The sequence below is a fragment of the Acidovorax sp. KPB24-07 genome (assembly GCF_057543315.1).
This window is the reverse complement of record NZ_BAAJYS010000005.1, coordinates 1-22,475: the sequence shown is the minus strand read 5'-3', so window position 1 is coordinate 22,475 and position 22,475 is coordinate 1. Positions and strand designations below refer to the sequence as shown.

At 60.9% G+C, this 22,475-nt stretch carries 21 protein-coding genes, 2 tRNA genes and 1 pseudogene; 5 read left to right on the top strand and 19 right to left on the bottom strand.

The annotated features are described in order from the left end of the window. Positions 1-80: 80 nt before the first annotated feature. The 11 genes from AC27IQ_RS01565 to AC27IQ_RS01515 all read right to left on the bottom strand — a co-directional run bounded on the left by AC27IQ_RS01565 (position 81) and on the right by AC27IQ_RS01515 (position 8,433). Entirely contained in the window at positions 81-479 is a 399-nt protein-coding gene (locus tag AC27IQ_RS01565) for a single-stranded DNA-binding protein (RefSeq protein WP_272548374.1), read from the bottom strand. Continuing rightward, positions 476-994 carry a DUF3158 family protein gene (locus tag AC27IQ_RS01560; RefSeq protein WP_487087685.1) on the bottom strand — a complete coding sequence of 173 codons (519 nt, stop codon included), beginning with the start codon at positions 992-994 and terminating at the stop codon, positions 476-478. The genes AC27IQ_RS01565 and AC27IQ_RS01560 overlap by 4 nt, the downstream gene beginning before the upstream one ends. Next, the gene (locus tag AC27IQ_RS01555) at positions 991-1,809 is read right to left on the bottom strand and encodes a PFL_4669 family integrating conjugative element protein (protein WP_487087778.1); all 819 of its coding nucleotides are present in this window, start codon (positions 1,807-1,809) and stop codon (positions 991-993) included. The genes AC27IQ_RS01560 and AC27IQ_RS01555 overlap by 4 nt, the downstream gene beginning before the upstream one ends. Positions 1,810-2,216: 407 nt before the next feature. Beyond that, positions 2,217-3,413 (bottom strand): STY4528 family pathogenicity island replication protein, encoded by a 1,197-nt coding sequence (locus tag AC27IQ_RS01550; protein ID WP_487087776.1) that lies wholly within the window; start codon positions 3,411-3,413, stop codon positions 2,217-2,219. Positions 3,414-3,415: 2 nt separating this feature from the next. After that, positions 3,416-3,976 (bottom strand): DUF2857 domain-containing protein, encoded by a 561-nt coding sequence (locus AC27IQ_RS01545; RefSeq protein ID WP_272548370.1) that lies wholly within the window; start codon positions 3,974-3,976, stop codon positions 3,416-3,418. An 11-nt stretch (positions 3,977-3,987) separates the two neighbouring features. Continuing rightward, positions 3,988-5,700, bottom strand: coding sequence for a ParB family protein (locus AC27IQ_RS01540; RefSeq protein WP_487087683.1), 1,713 nt, complete (start codon positions 5,698-5,700; stop codon positions 3,988-3,990). Continuing rightward, positions 5,693-5,953: a type II toxin-antitoxin system HicA family toxin gene (locus AC27IQ_RS01535; protein WP_284424974.1), complete on the bottom strand. Its 261-nt coding sequence runs from the start codon at positions 5,951-5,953 to the stop codon at positions 5,693-5,695. Before AC27IQ_RS01535 ends, AC27IQ_RS01540 begins: the two co-directional genes overlap by 8 nt. Next, complete coding sequence (locus tag AC27IQ_RS01530) at positions 5,937-6,800, bottom strand: ParA family protein (RefSeq protein ID WP_487087774.1); 864 nt, start codon at positions 6,798-6,800, stop codon at positions 5,937-5,939. The genes AC27IQ_RS01535 and AC27IQ_RS01530 overlap by 17 nt, the downstream gene beginning before the upstream one ends. Before the next feature lie 37 nt (positions 6,801-6,837). Further along, positions 6,838-7,050, bottom strand: a complete 213-nt coding sequence (locus tag AC27IQ_RS01525) for an AlpA family transcriptional regulator (protein WP_272548366.1) — start codon at positions 7,048-7,050, stop codon at positions 6,838-6,840. Positions 7,051-7,055: 5 nt separating this feature from the next. After that, on the bottom strand, positions 7,056-7,205 hold the full coding sequence (locus AC27IQ_RS01520; RefSeq protein WP_272548365.1) for a hypothetical protein: 150 nt from the start codon (positions 7,203-7,205) through the stop codon (positions 7,056-7,058). 325 nt (positions 7,206-7,530) lie between these two features. Then, a complete protein-coding gene (locus AC27IQ_RS01515) occupies positions 7,531-8,433 on the bottom strand; it encodes a LysR family transcriptional regulator (RefSeq protein ID WP_487087680.1) in 903 nt (300 codons plus the stop codon). A 437-nt stretch (positions 8,434-8,870) separates the two neighbouring features. Here AC27IQ_RS01515 and AC27IQ_RS01510 point away from each other — a divergent pair, with 437 nt between their 5' ends. Next, positions 8,871-9,515 (top strand): hypothetical protein, encoded by a 645-nt coding sequence (locus tag AC27IQ_RS01510; RefSeq protein ID WP_284424970.1) that lies wholly within the window; start codon positions 8,871-8,873, stop codon positions 9,513-9,515. 312 nt (positions 9,516-9,827) lie between these two features. On the opposite strand, the gene AC27IQ_RS01505 is transcribed toward AC27IQ_RS01510, so the two are convergent. After that, positions 9,828-10,925, bottom strand: a complete 1,098-nt coding sequence (locus AC27IQ_RS01505; protein ID WP_487087678.1) for a hypothetical protein — start codon at positions 10,923-10,925, stop codon at positions 9,828-9,830. Between the two features lie 294 nt (positions 10,926-11,219). Here AC27IQ_RS01505 and AC27IQ_RS01500 point away from each other — a divergent pair. From AC27IQ_RS01500 to AC27IQ_RS01485, 4 genes and pseudogenes are all read left to right on the top strand, one after another. Further along, positions 11,220-11,293 (top strand) — tRNA-Cys (locus tag AC27IQ_RS01500). Positions 11,294-11,416: 123 nt separating this feature from the next. Further along, positions 11,417-11,492, top strand: a tRNA-Gly gene (locus AC27IQ_RS01495). A gap of 220 nt (positions 11,493-11,712) precedes the next feature. After that, positions 11,713-11,904: pseudogene (locus AC27IQ_RS01490) on the top strand (Arm DNA-binding domain-containing protein); the annotation flags it as partial. Positions 11,905-11,917: 13 nt separating this feature from the next. After that, a complete protein-coding gene (locus AC27IQ_RS01485; protein ID WP_487087676.1) occupies positions 11,918-12,958 on the top strand; it encodes a tyrosine-type recombinase/integrase in 1,041 nt (346 codons plus the stop codon). Positions 12,959-13,288: 330 nt separating this feature from the next. Here the strand turns inward: AC27IQ_RS01485 and AC27IQ_RS01480 are convergent, their stop codons facing one another. From AC27IQ_RS01480 to AC27IQ_RS01450, 7 genes are all read right to left on the bottom strand, one after another. Beyond that, on the bottom strand, positions 13,289-14,317 hold the full coding sequence (locus AC27IQ_RS01480; protein WP_487087674.1) for an OmpA family protein: 1,029 nt from the start codon (positions 14,315-14,317) through the stop codon (positions 13,289-13,291). A gap of 255 nt (positions 14,318-14,572) precedes the next feature. Next, a complete protein-coding gene (locus tag AC27IQ_RS01475; RefSeq protein WP_487087672.1) occupies positions 14,573-16,276 on the bottom strand; it encodes a hypothetical protein in 1,704 nt (567 codons plus the stop codon). Between the two features lie 9 nt (positions 16,277-16,285). Then, the gene (locus AC27IQ_RS01470; protein ID WP_487087670.1) at positions 16,286-16,588 is read right to left on the bottom strand and encodes a hypothetical protein; all 303 of its coding nucleotides are present in this window, start codon (positions 16,586-16,588) and stop codon (positions 16,286-16,288) included. Positions 16,589-17,455: 867 nt separating this feature from the next. After that, positions 17,456-18,769 (bottom strand): M20/M25/M40 family metallo-hydrolase, encoded by a 1,314-nt coding sequence (locus AC27IQ_RS01465; protein ID WP_487087668.1) that lies wholly within the window; start codon positions 18,767-18,769, stop codon positions 17,456-17,458. A gap of 186 nt (positions 18,770-18,955) precedes the next feature. Then, entirely contained in the window at positions 18,956-19,879 is a 924-nt protein-coding gene (locus tag AC27IQ_RS01460) for an alpha/beta hydrolase family protein (RefSeq protein WP_487087666.1), read from the bottom strand. After that, positions 19,876-20,850, bottom strand: a complete 975-nt coding sequence (locus AC27IQ_RS01455) for a LysR family transcriptional regulator (RefSeq protein WP_487087664.1) — start codon at positions 20,848-20,850, stop codon at positions 19,876-19,878. Before AC27IQ_RS01455 ends, AC27IQ_RS01460 begins: the two co-directional genes overlap by 4 nt. Positions 20,851-21,350: 500 nt before the next feature. After that, positions 21,351-22,475: ATP-binding response regulator (locus AC27IQ_RS01450; RefSeq protein WP_487087662.1), on the bottom strand; the 1,125-nt coding region annotated here is incomplete at its 5' end.

The window sequence follows — 22,475 nt, the reverse complement described above, 5'->3', positions numbered from 1 at the left end:
CCGCAATCGTTGAGGCATCGCCGACGTCTGGCGCATGGAGGGCGGATAACGGTTGCGGCAGCCGCCCTCGCAGACCCCGTTCAATCGGCCTGCGGTTCCGTCTCGTGTCCCGATGGCCGGGCGCTGAGGGTCACCGACTCGATGCGGTAGGGCAGGATGCCTACCGTTCGGGCGTTGATGCGATAGGTCGTGCGCGGATTGTTGTCCTCATCGGTCCAGTCGTTGCGTTCCTCACGCCCGTTGACGGCGATGCGCATGCCTTTCTGGAACAGGTGGACCCAGTGTTCGGCATCGCGGTGCCACCATTCGACCGGCCTCCAGAATCCGCCACGGTCCTCGTAGCCGTCCTTGCCCGGAATCGGGTTGTCGAAATACACGTTCAGGCGCAGGACCCGACGCGGCTCCTCGTTGCCGTTGGGGTACTCGTCGTACTCGGGCGCAGAGCCGATATTGCCCTCGCCATGGAAATGCGTGCTCATGGGTGTGACTCCTCGGGGTGGGCGATGGCGCGGATTCGCCGCTGGTAGATCGTGTCGGCGTGGGCCACCTTGTTGGCGCAGTCGGTGGCCTGCCGCGCGATGCTGTGGGTGAGGCTGACCTGCATGTTCAGCACGATGCGCTGAACCTCGATGGCGTACAGGTCATCGATCAGCGCGGCAGGCATCGCGGGATCGGCAAGCAGTCCCTCCCACAACGCAACCCCCATGCGGGAGCGATCGACGTTGCGCCAGCGCAGGAACGTCGTGCCGGCCCCGGTGTTCTGCGGGGCCAGATGGGCGGCCAGCCGATCGAACGGAAAGCCTTGCACCTGTGGCAGCAAACGGCGCTCGGCCAGTGCAACGAGGCTGTCGCGCAGACCACCGCAATGGCTGGCCCAGTCCTCCAGCGCCCCCTTACCTTTAAAGGGTCTTAAAAGGCCTTTTAGGTAGGCTGCATGTTCCAGCGCCTGGAAGGCTGGCTGTTCCAGCGGAGCAAAGCGATGCAGCGCGCTCATGTCGGCTCCTCTCTGTCGCTGTCGGAGGGGGCGTCCTCGTCCTGCGGCGTCGCGTCGGTGCCGGTGGGCGCTGCATCGGTATCCATGATGGGTGCCTCTTCCGGTTCACGGGAGCGCGTGGTGGCAGACGCCGGCGCGGACCGGCGCACGGGCGGTGGGGCGAAGCGCGAGCGGCGCGAGCCGTCCAGAATGTCCTGCGGCAGATCGCCGAATTTCTCCCGCGCCACGCGCGCGGCGGCGTTGCCGGTGGAGAAGTCGTTGCGGGTCGTCCCGGAGTATCGGTATTGCTGTGCCAGCGAAAACAGGCTGCGCAAGGCGTGGGCGCCTTCGTTGAGCCAGCGTTCCAATGTCCCGCGATCGATCAGCGCGGTGTGGTGGGCCAGGATCAGGCGGCGTGCCAGATCGTCGTAGTCCGCCAACAAATAGACCGCCATGAAGCCCAACTGCGAGGCGACGAACAGCGGCAGCTTGACGGGCTGGACGTTGAGGTTCTCACCCAGGCTCAGGGCGGGTGGAACGTCGGCCAAGGCACGGTCCACCTGTTCGCGCAGGGTCTGCAACTGTTCCTTGGTGGCGTTGAGCTTGTCCTCGATCCGAAGCATCCACCAGTCGGAATAAGGATCGTCCTGTTCCGATCCACGCTTCAACTTGTTCATGATGCCGACGAAGCCGTTGAGACCGATGATGCCGGGCTTGCCTTCCGCGGCGGCCCTGCCATGCCAGATGCGGGAGGCGTGGTGGGTGTGCAGCGTCAGCGACATCGCACTGCGCAGCGACCCCAGGTTCAACTGCAATGGTTCCGTTTCGTTGGCCATGCTGGCAACCCTCGTTGGTGGAGACGAGGTTTCAGCATCTGCGAGCGCGGGAAGGCCGTCAGTGATCAAACCGCATCCCTCGAACGCCTGTTTGTGCCCGCATGCACAGGGGCGACGGCCTCCCGAGCGTCATTGATCCTCCAGCCAGGAAGGCTGCATGTCGCGCTATACCCAGGGTATAGGCGAGCCTGGCCTTCGGTGGACGCCGGCACAGGCGCGTGGAGCGCTAAAGGTCTCGCGACAGGGTGCGCGCCGCAAAGCGCGCGCCGCTCGATCAGTCCGCCGATGTGGGCGCATGCCCCGCCGTCGATGGAGGGTGGCGCGCCGGGTTATACCCGGGGTATAGCCCAGCATGGAACCCAGTGGACGATCCAGCGTGCGATTGCGAACCTCAAGACTGCACCGCGTCACGGCATCCGCAGCAGGGCCCGGATCTTGGCGATGTGCGCCCGTGCCACCTCCGGGTCTGCCGGGCGGGACGGGGCCGGCTCGGCCGCGGTGGGAGCGGTGGCGGCGGGAGGTGCCTTCGATGCGGCCCAGGCTTTGAAATCCCCGCGCAACGCGCGCTGGATGAGGGCAAAGAGATAGCCTGCGGGATTGCGCACCGTGCTTTCGCGGCAGCGTGCATCCCACTCATCCAGCACGGCCTGGTGCAACGCGGGATCGACCGACTGCAGGGCGGCGAGCGCCCCGTTCTGCTGTTCCGACTTCAGGGCCTTGAAGCGCTCGGGCAGGAGCAGGGCGCCTCGCGTGCGGGGTACTGTACGTATTTCTTTTTCTATCTCTTCTTTACGTACAGTACGGTCCTCGTTCGGATTCCGAAGCGTGCCGGTTTGGCGGGCTTTTTGACCCACTTCGGAATCCGAACCCGGTGGTTTCCGATTCCGAAGAAGGCCGCTCGACCCGTCTTCGGAATCGTGACTGTCCCCAGCCTGTGGATAACCGATCGTCTCCCCCCACCCCTGGGCGGCGAGGCGTTGGGTCAGCACCTGCAGACGGCTCGGCAGTATCCGCCCGTTGAGCATCGGGTCCTCGGCCATCTCCTTGAGCGTGTGCACGCCGACCCGCTGGATGGACTTGCTGGCGTGATCGAGCGCATGGCTGACCAGCCCCAGGTAGTCGGGGTCGAGCTGGATGCCTTCATAGGGCGTGAGCGGTTCGTCGTGAAGGACGTAGAGATTGCCCAGCATTCGCCCGGTCCTGGCATCGCGCCGCCGCCGGACCAGGCTGACCCAGCGGGTCAGGCGCAAGAGGGTCAGCGCGCGTGCAACGGTCTCATGCGATGCCTTGGCAGCGCAGGGCATGGAGGCCAGATAAGGGCACAGTTGGTCATAGGTCGGAAAGGCCGTGATGCCATCGTCGTTGAGCAGCAGGCGAAACACCTGCCAGGCATTGCGCTCCAGGGGCGTGAGACGCCGGTCCAGCAGCAGCGCCCTCGGCACGCTGTCATGGCGATTGCCGCTGAAAATGAAGCCATCGGATGGGGGCAGGGCTGGCGCGGCTTTTTCCGGCGGGGTTGCGGGTTCGACTTGCATCCGCTGCAGCGCCTGGTCGAGCAGTTCTCCCAGCAGGACCGGCCCGCCTGGTCTGCGCGGTGCTGTCATGTTCAAACCAGCCCTTCATCGATCCATCCGCGAATGGCGCTCCAGATCACCGAGACCGGCACCCCCGTGGATTCCGAAAAATCCGCCGCGATGGCGAGCATGGCCGTGTCGTTGTTCAGCGCGATGCCCCGCTCCTTGATGAGGTCCGACCAGGATTCCCACAGCTGTGCGTCCTGCTGTTCCGTCAGGACCGGATACCGACCCTTGCGCTTGGGCAAGCCGATCACCGATCTGCGCAGCGCGACCTCTTGATGCGTCAATCCGTAGAACTTGCTGATCATCTCGGTACTGGCACCCAGGCGCAGCATCCGGTCCACCGCCTCGATCTCCTTGGCCACGTCGTTCACCTGATGCAGCAGGCGGCGCAGCACATCGCGGTTGACCTCGACCGAACACCAAGACACCGTTGCATTCGCCAGCACGCTCGCCATGGCCGGGTGCTTCAGGGCATCGAGGTCCTGGTCATCGAAGCCCATGGATTTGGCTTTGCGCAGCTGGCCGTTGCGAAGGTCGTGCAGGGCCTGTGCAATCACGGCCTGGTTCAGCGGATGCGGACCGGACATCGCGGCCCGTCCTACGGGGACGGCATGGCGCTGTCGCCATGCAGGGAGGCTTCGATGTCCAGCAGCCGCCGCGCTAGGCGCACCAGCCGAAACAGTTTCACCAGGCCGTTGTCGCTCAATCGCGGAAACTGTACCTTGAGGCTCGGCCCTTGCAGCAGGGGGCCGAGATGGTTTGCCAGATGCACCGTGTCGATGTGCGGGGCAACGAACCGTGCGTGCTCAAACGGTGCGCTCAGGGCATGCAGGAGCGAGAGGATCGTGCGCGGGAAGGGCGCACTGGCGCGCTCGCCGATCGATTCGCTGTCCTGGGCGCAATGGAAGCCGATACCGTCTTCGCTGGGAAGGATTTCAGCGGACAGTTCCGCCTCGTCGGCGATTTCCAGCGCCAGTTGCGCGATGAGGGTTCTCAGCCGTTCCGGCGTGTCCAGGCCCGGATCGATGTACCAGATGTCGCTCACCGGATAGAGGCCACCCGCCTGCACCGGAATGGCTTGCAGCACATTGCTCTCGAAGTCCGGCGGTGCCTCGCCAAGGTGGTCGGCCACCAGGCGCTGGATGGACTGCAATCGATCGGACGTCGGTGCCGGGGAAACCACATGCCCACGCACCCGCGCTGCATGATCGTCCGCCTCGTCGAAAGCGCCGGTGCGCGCTTGAACTGTGAGCGGTTCGGGTGGCGAGACCGCCTCGGAAGGTTCGGTCGATGGTTCCGTGCGGGGCGCAGGCAGCGCTGCGATGGGAGATGTCGCAGGCGATGGGCGTGGGGGAGGGGGCAGCTCGGGCGGGGCCGGCATCGCGGGGATGGCCGGCACGCTGCCCGGTTCACTGCTGAGCAACTGCCAGCGCTTGTCCGAGGCCGTGATATCGAAGGCGAGCGTATCGTACTTCTCGCCCAGCAGATCGGCCATCTGTCCCACCAGTTCGTCCTGCACGCGCTGCACGTTGAACTGGCCTGGGCTCGCGTCGAAGACCGACAGCACATCCTGGAACAGCGTCGGAAAATCCAGGTCGAGCCGGCTCGATGCTGCACGCGCCTCCCAAATCTTCGTTCCCGTCCTGCGCAGGGCCGTGAGTTGTTCGACCTGGTGCCGACCGAGACCGCCGTAGAGGACATTCGGAATGGCAGGCAGCAGGTATTGAATCGCCTCCTGCATGCGGCTGATGTGGGGTTGGGGAACCGGATAGCCATCTGATTTCAGCCGCCGCGCCAGTTCCGATTGCGACAGCGGCTTGCCATCCTCTTCTTCATAGAGCTCCCGAACCTTCTCGATGCCGAGCGCCCGCTCGATGAAAGACAGGCCGCCATGGAGTTCGTTTTCCGCGAGGTGGCCGGTCAGCGCGACGATCTCGCCGCGCTGGGGCCAGGGGCGAAAGAGGCAACCGATGCGAAAGAACCGCTCGTCCTTGGTCTGCGCCCACAACTCCCGCAGGACTGCCAAGCGGGTATTGCCACCATTGCGGATGATGTAGTGGGTCGCGCCAGGTCGGCGGGTGATCGGCGGCGGTGTGTCCAGACCACGCTCGCGGATCGACGCCAGGATGTCGTCGTACAGCGGATTGCGCGTGATCCGGGGATCGAGCTCGTAGGGGCGCAACTCGTCCAGTGTCACGATCATCGGCGTATCGGCGATCGGGTCCGTCAGCGCGTCTGCCACAGGCCCGGTGCGGGTGAAACGGTCCTGCAGCAACCGCGATGCCATGTCCTGTGGGGAAATCTCAGCCATGGGGTGCCTCGTGTCTGCCGGTATCGCGCGATGTGTCTGCCTGGCGCTGCGCGCGGCGCAGCCGGGCGTGTGCATTGCTAGCGGAGCGGTGATCGCTCGGGGTCGAGCTGGTGAAGATGGGAGCCAGCCCGGCTTTGAAAAACCGGAGGTGCCCCCCGGCGGTGCGTGTGACTTCCCACCCCTCCTTCAGCGCAAACTCGATGAGAGGCAGCAATCGTTTGTGGCCGCGGGCAAGCTCATGGGCGTTTGGCATGGGCAAATCTCCCGCCGGGCTTGCCGTTCACCGCGACAAAACGTTCGTTCCACTGGGGGCACAACTCCGAAGCCAGGGCGCGGACGATCTCGAATGCCGCTGGGGTGAGGCGTCCCTGGGGGCGGCGATATTCCACCCGATGGGCGGGCAATCCGCGTGTGGCGGCGCGCGGAAACGCCTCGATGGCAGGCACCTCTGTTTCGAGGACATGGACGCCGGGATGTTCTCCGAACACCAGGCGCAGCGTCTGCTGGATCAGTCGGGCATTGGCCGAAACCGCAGGCACCCGATTGATCAGCAGGTGCAGCGGTGGCACGGGGATGCCAAGATGCCGGTATGGGGCGATATCTTCGATGAGCTGCAGCGTCCCGCGCCGCAACTCTCGGGCTGCGAGCACTTCCGGCGTCACGGGTGAGACCACGCATTCCGACGCGAGCACCGCCATCTCCAGGAGGACGCTTCGGGCCCCCTGGGTGTCTATCAGCACCACGTCGTAGTGGGGTCGAAATACCGGGAGCAGATGGCGTAACCGCAGCCGTCCATCCGGAGCATTCAAAAGCAGCGTATTCAGTTGCCGATGCTCGTCGTTGGACAAAACCACATGCAGGCGTTCGATCGCGGTGTGCGAGACCAGCCGCGTGAGGTCGCGCTCGTTGAAAGCCAGTAACTCGTAAATGCCGGACGGGGCACGGCTGGTGAGCTCGTAGTACGACGAGAGGGTGGGTTGCATGTCCAGGTCCAGCAACAGCACGCGCAAACCCGCGTCCGCGATGAACCCGCCGAGATTGGCCGCGACGGTAGTTTTCCCGACGCCGCCCTTGGTCGAAATCACCGAAATCACCTGCATGGCGGTTCGCTCCGCTTCACAACGAATGGGAGCCGGGTCATGCGCGGTCATTGAGACGGTCGATGATCCACTGGTCGATCTCCGTGGAATCCCAGCCCACGGCACGCACCCCTAGCCGGACGGCTTTCGGAAACTTGCCATCCTTCATCAGGTTGTACAGGTGCGCGCGTTTGAAACCCGTTTTGGCTTCCACCTCCGCACGGCGAAGGATTTTGCGCCCGGTATCTGGCGGGCTGCTCTGTTCGGACATTGCGATCACTCCTTGATGCTCAGTGGCACTTCTTGGGCGTGATCCGCATTAAATGGATGCCATTGCCGAAAATCAGTAAACAATGCGGTTGCAATGGATACCGCATTCATTCCGTCGCAATCAGAAACGTGATTACCAGCCAGTTCGCTCGTCATTCAACTCTCACGGTTTGGGTCAGGGCGCTACATATTAAGTAGCGATCGCGCGCGAATGAAGAGCTTGGTATTGCCTGTCAGGATGCCAGGCGCTTGAGCACCATGTTCTGCCGCAATACGTCGCCAGAACGACTTAAAATGTCGGTGCTTTACACAAAAAGGTGATCTCAAGGTGGCTTGCCGCTATTGGCAGAAAAACTGAACGAACCTTCAATCGTTTTGAAAACAATGGAAAACGGCACCTGCCATACAAGCAGGTGACTTTTTTTGTCATCAGGCCGATGGAAAATGCAGGGGATATGTCATGAAAATTTCATGTTGACCATTAATCGCTCGGCGTGGCCATTCCGATTTCTCTTGCACGTTGGATAAATCGAGTCGTGTCCGGTGAGGTGTTTTCTTCGGAGATAACGATGAAGGTAGGGACATCCGGGATTTCGTCCACCATGGGCCGGACGATGACGGTCGGGTGGTCATACAGGGCGGCTTGGGACTGCATGCCGATGCCCAACCCGTATCCTGCCGCGACGAGCATCATCATGGCCTCATGGCAAGCGGCATGTTCTGCGACGGTCGGTGATGCGAGATCGTGATCGGTGATCCAGCGCTGTATGACTTTGTAGCCACCCGCCCATCGTTCCGGGTGGCACATGATCAGTGGGTAACGGACCACTTCCCGCATGGAAACTTTGTCCTGTGACAGGATCGGGTGATGTTTGGGGATCGCTATTGCTGGGCGCTCCGTCCACACTGTGTGTTTGAGGTAGCCATCAATGGGTTCCTCATCCATGGTGAAGCCGATGTCGATCTGGTCGTATCGAAGCGCGATCTGCATTTCGTTGACGGTCATTTCGGTAATGCGAACTTCCGTACTGGGTTCTTCCTCCCGGTTTTGTGAAAGAAGTCGTGTCAGACGCGGCTGGGCGAGACTGTCGGTAATGCCTACCCGCAAGCGGCCTTTGAATCCGAGGGATGCCGCTGCAACGCGGGTTTTAGCGCTCTCTATGTATTCGATTATGCGGCGGGCCTCGTCCCGAAATACCTCTCCGCACCAGGTGAGGGTGATCCGGCCCTTCGTTCTGTTCAGCAGTTGCACGCCCAATTGCTCTTCCAGATCCTTGATTGCCCGCGATAACGGTGACGGCTCGATATTCGCTCTTGCAGCGGCGCGAACGAAACTCTGTTCCTGCGCAACGATCAGGAAATATTTCAAGTGGCGTATTCTCATGATGAAACCTCCTTTGGTTGTTCGAGTAGTGCCCCTTTAGGGGGCGCGAAATTATTCGCGCTCGAATCAGCCTTGCGGATGCTGCATCTGAAATGGGCGATTGAAGGACAACCGCCGCGCGTAAACGGCGCATAGATCTAAGCACCAAAATTTCAAGCAGCAGATTAGGGAGAGGCTGCAGAATTGGCGTGGAATGAGATGCTCATTTCACCCAGTCATTTCAGGCGAATATTTATGTGAGCCCATTGTGCTAACGTGGTCTCTCGTGCCCTCGTTTCTGCTGTGCTACTCTCCGTGAAGTTCAGTTTCGTAGGGTAAGCTCTTTCGGTAATAAGGCCTCAAGCTAACTTATATTTTTGTATGAACGTTGGTTGTATCCACTTTGAATTTCAATAAGCTATCTTTTATGAATAATTTTTTGCAAAGGATTTGCAATTATGAAGCCGCGCGACCTGCATACAATTCATAATCTTATTGTGACGAACTACACGATCGTTCAGCAACCGAGCGGAAGCTACCTGCACAAATTTACACCTGCAACAACGGCGACTGTGTACCAATTTGAAGGAGCATCAACGCCAAGGGTCGTGGATGGGAAACATTACAATATCGGTTTCAGGCCGGATCGGAATGGACTGAATATTGTTGATACGGCGTTTATTTCGGAGATTTCCGAGGTGGACCCAGCGATTAGCCATGCGGTGGCGCAGAAAGTATCTGCTGAAAATTACGCGATTGAAAAAGCCAATAATGACCGGCGAGTAACGCCCAAGGGTAAAGTGACTGGCTACTATTGGGGGAAGAAGTACGCTTGGCGTGTTTTCGGCTTGGCCATAAGTCAGAATGCCTTTGATGAGTATCTCAAAGAGATAGGCCATCCAACAGTGCCTTGCACGACTTATGAGCCAGACAAGCCATTCGGAAACACCCAATCTATCGCATATGCCGAAGAAGGCCTTGAGGGCGCGATGAAAAATCTGATAACTCTCGCGACGAAAAAAGGCTCTTACTACACGTCTCCGCTCTATTCCAAAAAATTTGCAATTAAAGGAATCAATGCAATTACGGACAAGAAGGCCTGAGCAGTCGCTTGCTCACGCATGACGCTCGCGTGAAAACACGACAGTTGCCGAAAAGATGATCCCGCGCAAGGCAGCTTTTGATTTCAGAATTTCTTCTGCGGTGCCATTGCCGCGTCATTGAAGATCGATATGAAATCAACTCCTAAAGCGATTGCGCAGAAGCCCCGAGATCCTGCAATTCGTACAGACGCTCCCCGTCCCGGACTCGGAAAAGGCTTGGGTCCCGGAAACGCGGGCGGTTGGCCAGCAGGCCCCGACAAGGGACCGTCCGGGAAAAAGAGAAGCGTCAATCGGCCGCGTCAAAAGTGACGCTCAAGCGCCGCGCTCTGCGCGCGGCGTGCCGCGATGGTGATCGCACCACTCATCGAAGGATCTTTGCACGTGCGTCGCAGGTTCTTGCCAGAGAAGCGATGCGAAAAAGCCCACATGGTTGAGACGGTGGGCTGTGACATACATCCTTACCAGTGCATCACAGATTTTGTTTGCCGCCAACACTGGCCTGTAGATGTGTCCTCTTGCTGCCACCCTCTCGATGAATGTCCGTAGTTGATCGGTCCGTTGGGGAAATATGATGCCCCGATTCCATCGCTTGAACGTCGCTTCGCTGGGCAGCGAAGCCGGATCGGTACTATTCAGCAGCAATTGTTCGCGCAACTGCGCGAGACTTGCTGCGCCTGCGAGTCTTTTAGCCATCCTGAGCCAGGAGACGCCGGGTTGAATTTGATGGCCTGTGAGTAGATCGCTGTACTTTCCACACAGTTCCTGCGCTTGTATCGCACCTGGGTGACGAACTGCTTGTCTTGCTACGACACTGAGTTGGAGTTGCAGCCAAGCATGCAGTCGAGGTCGAAGTGTCTCTCTCTCGGTTTGGGCTGTGGCAAGAACGTCCAAATCATGGTTGCGCCAGAAGAGGTTCAGCATTGGGTCGGCACGAACAAGCGCGGCGGCGTTGCGAAAGTCGCCCACCACCAACGCGGCATCAGCCCTTTTGGAGGCGAGTTCGATCTCGACATAGGCCCTCATGAAAGCAGTAGGGTAGGTCGGCTCTTCACGGATGCCAGCGATGAAGCATCCCCACAAGCCGGGAAGCTCGCCCGAAATGCGATCAGCAATTTCGTTCGACTCAAGCGCGCCGGCATGTAAGCCGGCTTCCAGTGCGTTTGCGAATGTGATCGCCCTTTCGTTGTCCTGCCCCAGTGCCTTCAAGGCCTCAATGGCCTGCTTCATGAGCCGTTGCGGTGAGACGTCCCTTCGACGCAGATTTCGTGCGAGGGTGCCGAAATCACCGGGCTCGGACTCCATCTCGTGCCATGGAAATCCTTCTGCCTTCATTTCCCATTCCACCGATGGCAGGAAGAGGCCACTGAACACCATGGGAGTGGGGCGTCCACGACCGAGCGTCAATGTCATTTTTTGGCTTTCGGTAGTTGTCGCTGGGCTAGATCTGGTCGTCCGTGTCGAGCAGATGTCGGTGGCCTCATGATCCGTCCACCATCCTGAAGGCTACGACCTTTCGGCTCTTTCGAGCAATACGTTTGCCTATGGGTAAAAACAAGTCTATAATCGTGTCCATCCCAAAGCCTGGGATATGAGAAAGTTGTTAGAAATCAAGCGGTTAAAGGCTAGGTTCTAGTCCCTTTTCCCGCTCCAATTTCCAAAAAAGGGGAAGCACAGCTTCCCCTTTTTGCCAAGGGAAGCAGGTTTGGCGCGGTAGCAAAGCGGTTATGCACCGGATTGCAAATCCGTGTAGGTCGGTTCGACTCCGGCCCGCGCCTCCAGCACTGATCGCGAAAGCGGTTTTGATGCACGGAACAAGAACATTCGGTTGTTCTGGTTGAGTGGTTAAAATTGGTGCTATAATTTGAGTCTTGCTAGGTTGGTGTAAATCAATCCAGTGACATGCGGGAATAGCTCAGTTGGTAGAGCGCAACCTTGCCAAGGTTGAGGTCGAGAGTTCGAGACTCTTTTCCCGCTCCAATTTTCATGCTATGGACTTCCAGTGAAGTCCATAGCTTCTTGATCCCACAGTGGTTTCTGTCTGTGGAGCATCCAGCGAAGTCTGCTGAAATTCACCCCCATCCACGCATTTTTAGTACATAAATTAGTACTGAAAATTCGGGCGCTGGGTTGTCCGGTTTTTGGCTGTGCTGCTTCCATCGACGTCGGTACACCTCTCCTCATCCTGAAGGAGAGTTCGATGGCTTTGATAGATACTGCCGTGCGGCAGGCCAGGACCACTGGCAAGGACTACACCCTCAACGACGCGCACGGCTTGCTGCTCTTCGTGAGTGCCAAAGGCAAGAAGAAGTGGCACTTCCGTTTCTCATGGCCGGGCCAGCAGCCTCGCATCGCCATCGGTCCGTACCCGGAGATCAGCCTCAAGGAGGCGAGAGCCCGCCGGGATGAATTTCGGGCGCAGCTTGCCAATGGGGTCGATCCGCGTGTCCATTCTTCGCCAAGCCGAACAAAAGGCGTTGGCGGCGCCGACCCATGCTTTCCAAGCCGTGTTCCAGTCGTGGCGGGATTTCAAGGCATTGAGCCTGAAAACCGGCCGCCAGAGCACACTGTCGCAGATCAATCGCATCTTCGACAAGGACGTGCTCCCTTGGCTTGGCACGGTGTCCATCTTTGACGTGACGCCGGCGCATCTGTTGGAAGTGTTGCGCAAGATCGAGCGCCGCCATGCGCTGACCACTGCGGAGAAGGTGCGCACCTGGTTCAACCAGATGTTCCGCTCCGCGATGGTGGAGAAGGGTCTGCCTGCGAAACCTGCCAGCGATCTGGACATCGTGGCAGTGCCCAATCCGCCGGTGAGCCATAACCCGTTCCTGCGCAAGGAGGAACTGCCCGCGTTTCTGCGGACGTTGCGCAAGTACCGTGGCTTAAAGACCACTCGCCAGGGCATTCAATTGTTGTTCCTGACCGGCGTTCGAACGGGCGATTTGCGCTCGGCGGTGCCGGAGCAGTTCGATCTGGAACGAGGCCTTTGGACTATCTCCGCTGTGATCGTCAAGCAATTGCATTTAAAGATGCGCAAGGAAGGCAAGACTGTGCCGCCCTACGTGATGCCGCTGTCGACCCAGGCCATTGCCATCGTCCGCGACCTGCTCGATGCCCAGGCAAGGCGGCCGGCGCAGCGCTATCTGCTGCCCAATCGGGACGACCTCAAAAAGCCCATCAGCGAGAACACGCTCAATGGCGCGCTGCGTTGCATGGGCTACGAAGAGCAGCTGACTGGCCACGGCATCCGGGGCACGATCTCCACTGTTCTCAATGAGCTAGGCTACCGTGTGGAATGGATCGATGCGCAGCTGTCGCACGCCGATCCCAACCAGATCCGGGCCGCCTACAACCAACCATGCGGCCTACGTGGAGCAACGGCGCCTGATGATGCAGGACTGGGCCAATCGCCTGGATCGCTGGGAGGCGGGAGAGCAGGTTGAGGAAGCGGGCGCATCGCCGGTAGCACCAGAAAGCCTGGAAGTGATCGAGGCCTTCTGAAGGCGCTTGCCTCGGGGCAACTGCGGCCTAAAGACGATGCATTGCAAATGCTGGGACAACTTTTTGCGCAAACAGGTGATGTTGGGAATGTGGCCGTGCGTGCGCGCTCATAAACAAACGAATGCGATGCAGTGGGCCGGTTCTCTGTCCGTTGTTTTCGCGTCGCCGCGATGGTTGCGTTGAGCCTGCTGGCGAACTCCGGAAAACGTGAATTTTCGGCTGGCCCACGTGGAAACGGAGTCACCCTGCAGTTTACCTATCACTGGGAAGGCCTATTGCTGCTTCACCAGTTCGACCCTGCGGTTTTGCGACCTGCCATCTTCGGTAGCGTTGTTGGCCAACGGATCGGCATCACCAAAACCGGCAGACGACAATCTCGCCGCATCAATTCCCTGTGCAGTAAGGGCGACGACGACAGCCTTGGCGCGGCCCTCTGACAGCGTTTTGTTGTGCGCTGGATCGCCCGTGTTGTCGGTGTAGCCATTAACGGCCAACTTCAGTGATGCATCCTGCTTGAGCAACTGCACGACCTGCTCGATCTGTGGCCGCGAGTCGGGGAGGATTTCGGTCTTGTCCGTGGCAAAGTTGACGTGCAACGCCACCTTGCCAGTCTTGTCGATCTGGGACTTCAGTTCGCTGGCCGGCAATAAGCCAGCGGTAACTTTCAGCGGCTTGGTTTCGGCGATGAGAAGTCCGCCGCCGAACTGGTAGCTGCACAGGTGAATCCAGATATTGCGATCAGCCCGTCGCACAACAAATACTTGCGTAGCGTTGTTCCAGATATCGCCCAAGCCACTGTTGTACTTGAGTGCTAAGTCGCGTGGCCATTCTTTGATTTTCTGTGCAGCCTCTTCCGGAATCTTGCCGTCAAAGATCTTCTTGCCTCCCAGCGAAGAAACGACCGATTCGATGTTGCGCTGGAGTTCCAAGTCCGAGAATGTCTGGCCCTCGGCGGCGCTGATGTGCGCCGACCATACCTGGCCTTCTACAGGCTCCAAGTGATCGCCTGTCCAGAAGGGCACCTGATCGAAGCCGGTGACGTCCGGCGTGCTGCCAGTGACATATCCGCTGGGAAGTGCGATGTAGGGAAAGGCCCCCAGCGGTGCGCTCGACACAGGCAGGCTGGAGGGCTCGAACGCTTTACTGGCAGATGCTTTCGCAGGGTTCGAGTCTTGCGTGCTGGCGGCGGCAGCCGCGGGTGGAGTTGCGTGAATGTTTGGCGCCGTTTGGTCTTGCTTTTTGCATGCGCCAAGACCTAAGGAAATGGCTATAAGCAACGTCGTTGCTACTGTTTTGTGCACAGAGATATTCCTTGCCAAGGGACAAAAAAATAGTGTAGCTGCCAGCCTCGCTGGTCATGTTGCGAAACGATGCAGAAAACGACTGGTGTGACGAGTGGTGCACGGCGAAGCACGCTTTAGCGCTGGGCGACTCTGACATGGCGTATCTGATCTATGCGATCGCCGCAGCTGTGCATTAAGCCGTGCTCACCACCCGGCGAGACTCGGTGCGTAGTGCAGGCTTGGAGAGGTTGTTCGTGGCCTTCGACGACTATCTCATTGCGGCTGCGGCACTCTCACGGCCACCGAGCAGGCGGTGCCAGGCGCGGTCAGCGTCAAATCGGCCGGCAGTGTCTCGGGCGTTGCCTTCAGATAGGCGGTAAAGGTCAGGTAACGCGCGGGCGCGCGGACGCCACCTGGCGCGCTCAGCTTGCGCCAGCGGTGGGGCACACCCATGCCCACCACGGTGCCGTCGGGCGCGACGAGGCGCATCGATTGGGGCGAGGGACCTTCGCCCTCGGGCAGCAGCGCGCCGCTCAGCAATACGAAGCGCGGGTCCCCGGGCACGCGCTGCACCGAGTCCACGAAGGCCGTGCAGCGAGCGGGCGGCATCTCCAGTTGCGAGCCGAGAGCCGTTGCGGCGTCGGAGAGCGGGGGCTGGCCAAAGACCGAGAAACCATGGGGCCTTGTCTTGGCCATGATGCGCTCGGCCAGGGCCCGGTCCCAGATCAGCATGCCGATACGCTGCTCATCATGCACGCCCATCGCCAGCGCGAGAGCTCCGGTCATGCGAAGGTGGGGACCATCGCTGCGTTTGGTTTGGCGGGCTTGCACCGACAACATCTGCGCCAGTACCGCCACCAGCAGCAGCGTAACGCCGGCCCGGGCGAGGCCGCGCAGGGCCATGACGCGTGGCGCGTAGAGTATGCCAAGGGCCGCCCAGGCCATCATCGAGGGCGTGGTGTAGCGGCTCGTCAGCGATCCATCCATGCCGATCTGCAGGCGGCCACTGGCGGTGACGAACGCGGTGCCCGCCACGAAACCGACGAAGGTGAGCAGCGACAGGTCCACCGCGTGGGCCCGCGGGGCCCTTAGCGCAGGCACCAGCCGCGCCAGCGCCAACACAGCAAACAGCACGCCGAAGGCCTGGCTGATCCACAGCGGCTCCATCCGCCGCGCCAAGTGCTGAAACGGGCTGCCCAGATATTGCAGTGTGTACTGCAACACCCCCAAGGGCCGGGTCTGAAGCATGGTCAGCAAGCCGGGGCGGTCTGCCGGCGCGACGAAGTCTGCCATGTAGACACCGATGCCCAGCGCAGCGAGCACCGCCAGTACCGTCACGCGGCGCCAGCCCATGCGCGCTACGGTGGCATAGAGCACCATCATCGGCAGGGCCATGATGCCGTTGGCCATGGTCCCGATGCTCAGCACGCCGAGCGTGCAGCCACCGATGAACCAGCGCAGGCCGTTCGGGGCCTGCGTGGCGCGGTACAGGCAGTACAGCCCGGCCAGCGGCAGCCACTGGGCCAGGAAGAACTGGCTCTGGAATGCCCAGGTGAGGTTCTCGTACTGCACCCACGACATCAACCAGACGGATAGCAGCACCACGGCCGACACCGACGTGGTGCGGGGCATCGGCCCCATGTGCGCTTTCAGGAAAGCCCAAAACGTGGCGATGCTGCCTACCACCAGTAGGTAGTTGGTCCCGATCAGGAAAGCCTGCGTACCGCCGAACCAGCGGTACTCCATCCAGAACAGCGCCTTGGCCAGCACGATGCGGTGTTCATTGAAAAGCTTCCACCAGGCTTGCCAGCCGGCGCCGTCGCGTACGTCGGCGTAAAAATCCAGCGCACCCCACATGTCCCAGTTCGGTACGGGCGTAAAGGTGCGCCAGGCTGCTACGGCCGTCACCAGCGCGAAAAGCGTTGCATAGAGCGAAAGAGCCACCGCCGCCCAGAGGCGGCGGCGTTCAGGAGTCAATGGAATGGTTCAGATGTCAATCTTGTGCAAAAGAGCGCATGGCAGGTTGCGGATCACGGCTGTGATAAGCACCTGTTTCGCCGGCTGTCGCTCGTTTCGAGCCAGTTGTGGTCGCGTGCAGTTGCGATCGCTGGCGGTCAGTTGCGCGATGCCACCGGCGTCGGCGGTCACCGCGGCGGTCCACATGCCGCCGGGCGCCAGCAGCACATGCACGCTCAACAAGCTGTCGCCGTTGTTGGCCCCGCGAAAGCGGACCTTCAGGACCTTACCGTTCTCGACGTCAGTGTTGGCGGGTCGGATGCCGGAGATCACTCCGCGGGTGCTACGCCGGACATGGACAGTGCGCAGAGCAGGACCGATATGGCGTTGAAGATGGGATGGCGTTTCATGGTTTTTTTGGAATTTCTGAAGGCTAGGACGTGCCGTCACAGCGCCATTTCGAGACATGAAAGGCAATTCGCGACACGTCACCACGACAGCTTGCACGTTTGGCGTACGAGACACCACGCGTCAAAAGATGGTGGCGAGAAAGGTTCGCCCCCATAAAGGAAGACTCCATGGACCCTGTGCACTGCACTGCAGTGCATTGCATTGCAGTGCACTGCATTGCCTTCGTAACGCGTGGGAGCACAGGTTATAAGGGCCGCAAGGCTTCGTTGCATACCCAACGGTGGTAGGAGGTTCGTAACCCGATGTATTGAGCTGGTGGTTGTCGGGCTCGCCGCCTGCCTGGCGAAGCACGTCGCTTTGGTGAACGAATGACGTTCGTTGACTTCGTCTGTTGAGCGTGCAAGCAGGGCAAAGCGCCCAGGGGAGTGGCGACTTCCCGTCAATGATCTCACTTCGCCTCGTGACGACCTGCGTCAAAAACCCAATGTCGGAGAAGAGCCGTTTTGCTGTCTCGATTCTTGGACGGATGGCGTCTGCCGCACCGGCGTGACCGCCTCCAGATCCAGATCACGCCGGCTGTTTTAGCCGATCTGAGGAATGGCCTGATGACATCCGTCGCGCTTGTAAAAAAGTCCCGCATTGCGCCGCAGCCAGCAGGGCTGAACTGCGGCAAGACGGTCGGGCGTCACAAGCTGGCCGAGCTTCCTAACGGGTCGCAGCACCGCTCGATGTACTCGAAGACATCAGTCCTGATTGGTTCCATTCTCCGGCAGAATGATGGTGTCTTTCTCATTCCATACCGGTGGCGGAGAGCACGATGCTGAGCGAGGTGGCCATGGCCTTGACCATCGGGCCCTTCTCGACGTCTTCCCATTCGTCCAGCGAATGGGTCCGGCCGTTCCTGCCGATGCCGCCACGGCCGATGGTCAGCGCTGGAATACCCAGGTTCATCGGCATATTGGAATCCGTCGAACTCCAGTTCAAGTCCGGCGTGTATCCACCGGCCTCGATGGCTGCCTTGGCAATCTGCACGATGTCGGCCTTCATGTCGGTATTGCCGGCAGGGCGGTCGCCGATGAGCTTGGCCTCCACCGTGATCTTGGCGTTTTTAGTGGACCGGGCAAAGTTCTCGCCATCGGCGGCTTCTTGCACGATCTTCAGCATGCGGTCTTCCACACGCTTGAGTTCGTCTACCGATTCCGAGCGCATGTCGATTTCCATCCAACTGCTCACCGGAATCGAGTTGACGGAGGTACCGCCACCGATCAAGCCGATGCTGTAAGTGGTCTTGGGCTTGGCCGGTACCTGGATGCGAGCGAACTCCACTGCTGCTTGAGCCTGGGCGAACATCGGATTGACAGTGCCGAAGGCACCGAAACTGTGGCCGCCGGGACCGCTGAAGGTGATGCGGTAGCGCTTGGAACCCACGCCGCCGTGGGTCACCCGGTTGACGTCGCCCGACTCCACCGAGAAGAAGGACTTGATCTTGTCCTTGTAGCTGCCCTTGGTAAACAGATATCGCACACCGCGCAGGTCTCCAGGACCTTCCTCGCCGACGGTGCCCACGAACAGGATGTCGTCGCGGGTGCTGATGCCGGCCGTCTTCATGGCGCGTACGAAGCCCAGCAGCACCGACAGGCTCATGGTGTCGTCTCCGATTCCGGGGGCATACAGCTTGGTGCCTTGGCGCTTTACCTTGACGTCGGTGCCGGCGGGGAAGACGGTATCCAGGTGGGCGGACACGACCACCACTTTGCCGTCGCTTCGGGTGCCCTTGCGCAAGCCCAGCACGTTGCCTTCTGGGTCGATCTGTACATCGCTCAGACCGGAAGCCTTGAGCATCTTGGCGAACTCTTCTGCACGGGCTTTTTCACCGAACGGCGGCGCGGGGATTTCGGTCAGTTTGATGCCGTCTTCGACAATACGCCCGTGCTCCTTGTCGAGCGCGGCAGTGGCGCCTTGGTAGATCGGGCTGGCTAGCACGCGCCGTACCTCCGCGGCGGGATCCACAGTCTGGGCATGAGCCGCACCCACCACCAAGGTGGCATAGGACAAGGCGATGGAGAGAGCAGGAAGCAGGAATGTCGAGGAGGTCGGTTTCATCGAGTTTCAATCACAACGTTGATAAATTTAAAAATGAGCCGCCGCATGGAGCACTCTTCGCGTGGCGCCTTCTAGATTGGCCGGACAGCACCAACAGTCCAGCCAGACTCAATCACCCCATGCATGGGCCGCGTGCTTTGCATGCGCCAGGGCGGCGGTGCTCTGGAACTGCGGTCTGCCTCGCTCTCACGCCGCAGCGCCCTGCCGCATGATCTTCATCGCCGGAGGTGCCATGCCGTGGTCGGAATGAGCGACGCCAGGGACTGTCTGCACGCGCCAGCGCAGCGGCACACCCAGTTTGGCCGCCGCCGCACGCGCCTGTTCGTAGAAGTAATGGCCGCGCGCAAAACGGTTCAGGCCCTGGGCTCTCGCCTCGGGATCGGTCGGCAGATTCGGATGGTTCGGGTCGATGTCTTTGTCGCCCAATAGGAGAACCACCTGCCGTGCAAATGCACGCTTCAAATCTTCATCCGTCGCCGCGACGTTGGCCAAGCCCCAGGGGAAATTGGCGTCGCGGTTGGGTAGCGTGTACGAACCGGCATTGGCACTGATGATCAGTTCGGCCCGTGATGCCTTTGCCAAAAGCATGTAGCGGTGCACGAACTGCGCACCGGCCGAGTGGCCGTACAGCGCAAATCGTTCACGGCGAGCTCCAAAGGCTTTACGCCCGATGGCGAAAGCATCGTCGACCACGCGAAATACCCACTGCTCGCTAGGCCGTATGTTCATCTTCTCGTCCACGACGTTTCCGAAGTTATAAAAGTTGCGCCCGGGAAACTTGGCCTGCGTGAACTCCGGCACCAGAACCAGGATGCCCGCATCCTCGGCGGGTTCCACCCATTCGCGGAGATAGCGGTCTGCGTCGCGGCGGACGCCATGCATGACGATGGCGACAGGGTCGTTCGGCTGCCAGCGCGCGGGGCGGTGGGCATGCAAGCGAATGTCGTCGGAGGTCGCGCCAAGGCCAGCTGCGGGAAAGTGCAGGACGTGCGATCCGGCAAGCAGCGTCCCGCCGGCAGGCGGCGAGGAAACGCAGCCTATCAGCGGGAGGCCGGCGGCCAGAGCCAGCAGATGACGGCGTTGGGTCAGGGCCGTGATGGAAGCTTTCATTGCATACCTCGGGTTTTGCCACGGGTCTTGGGTGCGGGTGTTTTGCTGCGTGACGTCTGTTGACTTGGCTCAGCCGCAGCCGCCAAGGACGGCAGCGCCTCGAACAGATGCACGGCGCAGCGGTGATTCAGGTCGAACCGGCGCCATGCGCACACTTCGACTGGCACATGAAAGCACTCCGCTCCGACGATGCGCAGAACACCGGTCACCAACTCATCGGCCACGCTGCTGCGCGGCAGCCAGGCCACGCCCAATCCTTGCAGGCAAAGCGCCTTGAGCGTCTCCGCCAAAGGCGATTCAGCGCGCGGCAGTAAGCGCGCGCCGATCTGCGTGAGCACACGGTCAAGCAGTGCCGCCGAAAAAGTGAAAGGCGAATACCGGAGCAGGGGCACCTCGCGTGAGCGCTGCAGATCGCAGCGACCGTCTTCATCGACAAAAGCGCGCGATGCGACTGGAACCAATGCATCGTGAGCGACGATACGGCGTTCGTAATCCTTGGTGCGCGTTTCGGGCCTGAGCTGCGAATAGCCCACCAGCAACTGTGCGCCGCCCCCGTCGAGCTCGTCAAAGTGTGACTCAACACCTTGAACACTGGGCACGATCTCGACTGTCAGCGAGGGCTCATTGCGCATCAACGGTGCGATCAGCTCCGGCACGGTGCGCGATGCCAGCGTGTGCAGGGCCAGCACTCGCACACGCTGGCCGTTCTCGCCCGATGCTTGGCGAAGGTCGGCGCGCATCGCTTGCATCGATGCCACTGTCTGGCGTGCCAACCCCATGAACTCCTGCCCATATGGCGTGAGCTGCACCGGGTAGACGGCTCTGTTGACAAGTGGAACTCCAACCCATTGTTCGAGTGCGCGAATGCGGCGGCTGAGCGCAGGCTGTGTGACGTGCCGATCCGCGGCCGCCGCCGAAAAGCTGCCGTTGTGCACCAACGCAAGAAGATCTTCCAGCCACTTCATTTCCATCTTGTTGTCTCCTGGTGCGATGGGCCTTGCGGTCGACGGCGTGTTGCAATGAATCGGCTGCGTCCGCAGTGTTCAACTTGCCCCCGTCATGGCAGCTCACGCCTGGGCGCCATGTGATGATCGCGCGCGGATGCCCGTCCCATGGCATTTCCACCCAGGCCAGCGGCTGAACGACGCCACGGTCCAGCGCAGCGGGCAGAGCTTGCAAAAGGCAGCATCGGGCAGTCGTCCCAGTTTTATCAAGTGTCAGACACTGTAGAGACCGGCGGCATACAGACTATGCCTATTTGGTATATATCTGATTAAACGTAACCTTTCGTGCCTGGATGTTGGCGCGAATCATCGGTGGTATGCGCGGCGGGTGATCCACCAACTTCAGGTCAGCGCATTGAAGGGCCTCGTAACGCTTGAATGTGACGTCAGCACTCAGAGGTATGTCTTGAAGCTGCCAGCTGTGATGTCCATCGCCCCCAATGACGGGTGAACCGTGCTGCAGGGCATCAACCGGAGGCCGTGAACCAGCGGGCCAGGACCGCATGCAACTGCGCGGGTGAGAGGGGCTTACGGAAAACGAGGTAGCCTTCTTCCTCTGCCTGTGCCAGCGCGGCCGATTGGTGCTCGCCGCTCACGAGCGCGCCACGCGCTGCAGGGCACCGCCGCAGCAACTCCTGCAGCAGCTCGAAGCCACTCTGGCCACCGGCAAGGCGCTGATCACACAGAACGGCCCCTGGCGGCAAGGGGCCCGCGTCCACGATCTGCAGTGCTTGCTGTGCCGTGGCTGCCAGGTCAACCTCCAGCCCCCAGGAGCGCAAAAGGGCGGCCACCGCCGTCGCCACCTGCGGATCGTCTTCGACCAGCAGGCAGCGTCCCGACAAGGAACCCATCCGCTCCTGCCATGACACATCGCCCGGCGACTTGCCATCCTGCGGCAGGGCCTCCGGCGCCGCGTCGAGCGAGAGCCAGAAGCACGACCCCCGGCCCGGCGTCGACTGAAAGCCATAGGTGGCACCGATCAGTCGGGCCGAGCGCGCCACCACCGAGAGGCCCAGGCCATGGCCGGCCACCTCCTGCGTCCAGCGGGCGCCGCCGCGATAGAACGGGGCATAGAGGCGATGCTGGTCCTCCAGCGGCACGCCAGGGCCTGTGTCGCGAACTTCGATCCGCCATTGCGTACCGCGCGCGCGAATCCCGACCAGCATGCCGCCGCTCGAGGTGTAGCGCAGCGCGTTCTGAACGAGGTTGAAAATCATCTGCCGCAGTAGCGTGCCATCGGTGTGCACGGTGGGCAGTCGGCGGCGTGGCAGGCCGAACCGCAGTCGCAGCCCCCGCCGCTGCGCATCCGGACCGAACACCGTCGCCACGTCGCCGAATACGGTGGTCAGCGCCACGGGCTCGCGCCGAACTTCGTAGGTACCCGATTCCAGGCGCGACAGGTCGAGCAACGCATCGAACATGAAGGAGAGGGACCGGGCGCAATCTTGGATGCCGTCGAGCACCGGCACGAGCTGCGCATCGGTATTGCGCTGAATCGCCGTCTCCATCAGCAGGCCCAATGCGTGCAGTGGCTGGCGCAGGTCATGGCTGGCCGTGGCATAGAACCGGTTCTTTTCCTCCAGCGCGCGCTC